The organism is Streptomyces sp. N35, from assembly GCF_016464295.1.
In the GTDB taxonomy this organism is placed as follows: Bacteria; Actinomycetota; Actinomycetes; order Streptomycetales; family Streptomycetaceae; genus Streptomyces.
Genome location: NZ_JAEIMH010000055.1, coordinates 1 through 2,490 on the forward strand (window position 1 = coordinate 1; position 2,490 = coordinate 2,490).

Sequence of the window (2,490 nt, forward strand, 5' to 3'; positions counted from 1 at the left end):
GCCTCCCCCGCCCGGGGGGCCCCGCCCCGGGGTCCCGCGCGGCCCCGGCCCCCCGCCCCGGGCCCCCCGGACCGCCCGGGCGCCGTTCTGGTGGCCGCCGACAGCGCCTCCGCCAGGCCGCCCAGCTCCACCGCCACGACCACGACCGGCTTCGCCGGACCCGCGGCCACGGTCTCGCGCACGGCCGCCGCGAGCGCCTCGCGGTCGGCGGCTTTGTCGCGCCCCTCCCGTACCCAGGGAATCGCCGTGATCACCACGGCGTCGCATCCGTCGTCCGCGAGCGCGCGGGACAGCGCGGCCCGGAAGTCCCCGGGCGTGGCCGAGGTCGTCAGGTCGATCGGGCGCTGCGGCCGCAGGCCCTGGGCAAGGCAGGCGTCGTAGGTGAGAAGCCCCAGGGACTCCGAGTTGCCGAGGATCCCCACGCGCGGCCCGGCCGGCAGCGGCTGCCCCGCGAGCAGCAGCCCGACGTCCACCAGCTCGGTGACCGTGTCGACCCGGATCACCCCGGCCTGGCGAAGCAGCGCCGAGACCGTGGCGTGCGGCAGCCGGGTGCCCGGCACCGCGTGCCCGGCCGGTGCGACCCCGCCGTGCCGCGCGCCCTGCACCACGACCAGCGGCTTGGCCAGCGCGGTGCGGCGCGCGAGGCGGGTGAACTTGCGGGGGTTGCCGATCGACTCCAGATACATCAGGACGACATCGGTGCGCGGATCGTCGTACCAGTACTGCAGCACGTCGTTGCCCGACACGTCCGACCGGTTCCCCGCGCTGACGAACGACGAGAGCCCGGCGCCGCGCCGGTGCAGTCCCGCGAGCAGCGCGATGCCGATGCCACCCGACTGGGTGAAGAGCCCGATCCGTCCCTGGGCGGGCAGCTCCGGCGCGAGCGAGGCGTTGAGCCTGACGTCGGGTGCGGTGTTGAGGACGCCGAAGGCGTTCGGGCCGATCAGACGCATGCCGTACGAACGGGCCTGGCGCACCAACTCCCGCTGGCGCTCCCGCCCTTCGGGCCCGGACTCGGCGTATCCCGCGGACAGGACCACGAGCCCCCGTACGCCCTTGTCACCGCACTCGGCGACGACGGCGGGCACCTGCGCGACCGGCACGGCGATCACGGCGAGGTCGACCGGTTCCTCGATGTCCCGTACGGAGGCGACCGCGGGCACCTCGTCAAGCGAGCCGGATGCCGCCGGGTTCACCGCGTACAGCCGGCCGGTGAAGCCGCCCCGCACCAGGCTCTGCAGCACGGTCCGTCCGACGCCGCCGGGCTGCCGGCCCGCCCCGATCACCGCGACGGACGCGGGGGCGAGCAGCCGCTGCACCGAGCGGGCCTCGGCGCGCTGTTCGCGGGCGCGCTGCACGGCGAGCGAGGCCTCGGTCGGTTCGAGGTCGAACTCCAGGCGGACGACGCCGTCCTCGAAGCTGCGCTTCTGGGTGTATCCGGCGTCCGTGAAGACCTTGATCATCTTGTTGTTGTTGGGCAGCACCTCGGCCGCGAACCGGCGGATGCCCCGCTCGCGGGCCACGGCGCCGATGTGTTCGAGCAGCGCGGAGGCCACCCCCCGCCCCTGGTGGGCGTCCTGCACGAGGAAGGCGACCTCGGCCTCGTCCGCGTCCCCGGACGCGGGCCGCCCGTTCTCGTCGATCCGGTCGTAGCGCACCGTGGCGATGAACTCGCCCGCCACGGTGACCGCGAGGCCCACCCGGTCCACGTAGTCGTGGTGGGTGAAGCGGTGCACGTCCTTGTCGGACAGGCGCGGGTAGGGCGCGAAGAAGCGGTAGTACTTCGACTCGTCCGAGACCTGCTCGTAGAAGCTGACCAGGCGCCCGGCGTCCTCGGTGGTGATGGGCCTGATCCGGGCGGTGCCGCCGTCGCGCAGCACGATGTCCGCCTCCCAGTGCGCGGGATACGACTGCTGCGCATCCTGAGCGGCGGGCTGTTGCGGCATCGGCTCCGGCGGCTGCTGCATGGGGCCAGGGTACGGGTCGCGCGCCCGCCGGGAGCGTTGCAGTCTAGGAAGACCTCGGGCAGCGGGCCGGGGGGACCGCGGGCGGCAGGCCCTAGGTCGGACGGGCTGCGGACCTTTGGCCTGCAGGACCATCCACCGCAGCATGAGAGACTGGTCTAGACAAGGCTTGAGTGAAATCTGAAGGGCAGCATCACATGGCTGAGCGCCGCGTCAACGTCGGTTGGGCCGAGGGCCTCCACGCCCGTCCCGCCTCCATCTTCGTCCGTGCGGCCACGGCCGCCGGTGTCCCCATGACGATCGCCAAGGCCGGCGGCAACCCCGTCAACGCGGCCTCGATGCTCGCGGTGCTCGGCCTGGGTGCCCAGGGCGGCGAGGAGATCGTGCTGGCTTCCGAGGCCGAGGGTGCGGACGCCGCGCTCGACCGCCTGGCGAAGCTGGTCGCCGAGGGCCTGGAAGAGCTTCCCGAGACCGTTTGATTCTCAGGGATTTCCGACTGAGCCGCTGCCACCGATTCGGTGGCAGC

At 73.6% G+C, this 2,490-nt stretch carries 2 protein-coding genes; one reads left to right on the plus strand and one right to left on the minus strand.

Annotated elements, in window-relative coordinates; all coding sequences use genetic code 11:
* The coding region (locus tag JAO81_RS27055; protein WP_233415972.1) for a GNAT family N-acetyltransferase at positions 1–1,967 on the minus strand (1,967 nt) is incomplete at its 3' end.
* A gap of 194 nt (positions 1,968–2,161) precedes the next feature.
* Between JAO81_RS27055 and JAO81_RS27060 the strand changes: the two genes are divergently transcribed.
* Positions 2,162–2,443, plus strand: coding sequence for an HPr family phosphocarrier protein (locus tag JAO81_RS27060; protein WP_089104302.1), 282 nt, complete (start codon positions 2,162–2,164; stop codon positions 2,441–2,443).
* Positions 2,444–2,490: the final 47 nt, after the last annotated feature.

Excerpts from the sequence above, each read along its gene's own strand:
- JAO81_RS27060 (WP_089104302.1), top strand. The coding sequence starts at position 2,162 with ATGGCTGAGCGCCGCGTCAACGTCGGTTGGGCCGAGGGCCTCCACGCC.